The 1,288-nt window shown below is 67.2% G+C and carries 1 protein-coding gene; it reads right to left on the bottom strand.

What is annotated here, in order from left to right; genetic code table 11:
• Positions 1 to 45: 45 nt before the first annotated feature.
• Positions 46 to 1,220 (bottom strand): IS3 family transposase gene (locus tag FXF51_RS60200; RefSeq protein ID WP_411268451.1). Its coding sequence is split into 2 segments (ribosomal slippage): positions 46 to 957 and positions 960 to 1,220, totalling 1,173 coding nucleotides; the frame shifts between segments, so codons are not numbered across the junction.
• Positions 1,221 to 1,288 lie beyond the last annotated feature (68 nt).

Here is a 1,288-nt window from a genome sequence, read left to right as displayed (position 1 = left end):
CTGAGGGGCCACGGTGATTCCGGACAGCCGTGTTATGAGTGCAGCCTATGCGGCCGTTTGGGTTGAAAGGGCCTCGTTGAGCACCTCCAGGGGCGGCCGGTAGCCGAGCGCCGAGTGCAGGCGCCGACGGTTGTAGAACCCTTCGATATAGCGGATGACCTGGCTTTTCGCCTTGGCCCGGGTGGTGAAGACGAAGCGGTGCAACCACTCGTTCTTGATCACGCTGAAGAACGACTCGGCCATCGCGTTGTCCCAGCAGACGCCGGTGCGGCCGACCGAGCGGCGGATGTCCAGGCCGGCCAGGAAACGGCCGAACTCCTCTGAGGTGTAGTTCGATCCGCGGTCGCTATGGAACACGGCGCCGCTCTGGAGCAGGCCGGTGCCGGCGGCCATCCGGATCGCGTCGGCGACCAGCTCGGTGCGGTAGTGGTCGGCCATCGCCCAGCCCAGCACCGCCTTGCTGTGGCAGTCGATCACCGTGGCCAGGTAGAGGAAGCCCTCCCAGGTGCGGACGTAGGTGACGTCGCCGACCAGCTTGATGCCCGGACGGGCGGCGGTGAAGTCACGGCCGACCAGGTCGGGGATGCCACGGTAGTCACCCTGGACGGTGGTGGCCGGCCGGAACGCCCGCACCTGGGCCGGGATCAGGCCCTGCTCGCGCATCAGGGCGCGGACCAGTTCGGCCGAGCAGTGCTCGCCGCGCCGGGCCAGGGCGGCGTGCACCCGCCGGTAGCCATAAGTCTCGTGCGAGCCGGTGAAGATCTCGGCGACCGACGCGGCCAGCAGGGCGCGGCGTTGCGCGGTGGCCGAGGCCGGCCGCTCGCGCCACTCGTAGAAGCCCGAACGGGACACACCCAGCCAGGCACACATCTTCACGATCGAATGACAGGCCTTCTCCGCGTCGATGAGCTCGTACTTGGCGAGCGTCATCGAGTCTCGGACGCGAAGAAGGCGGCTGCTTTTTTCAAGAAGATCAACTTCTCCCGCAGCTCGGCGTTCTCCCGCTCCAGCTCCCTGATCCGGGCCCGCTCCGGCCCAGAGACCGGCGGCTGCTCCTGCCGGGCGCTCGCGATCCGATGCCGGTTCACCCAGCTGCCCAGGGTGCTGGCGTTGATGTCGAACTCGCGCGCCACCGACGCGACCGTCCGATCGCCCTCCAGCACCATGCGGATGGCTTCTTCCTTGAACTCCGGCGAGAACTGCCTGCGACGCCTTGCCACGTACCTACCTCTTCCAGACTTCTGTCAGCTTATGTAGCCGACTGTCCGGAATCTGCTAGGCACCTCAC

Origin of the sequence: Nonomuraea sp. PA05 (assembly GCF_008086045.1) — a bacterium.
Classification (GTDB): Bacteria; Actinomycetota; Actinomycetes; order Streptosporangiales; family Streptosporangiaceae; genus Nonomuraea; species Nonomuraea monospora.
Note: the sequence above shows the minus strand (reverse complement) of the source record. Positions and strands in the feature narration are given on the sequence as shown.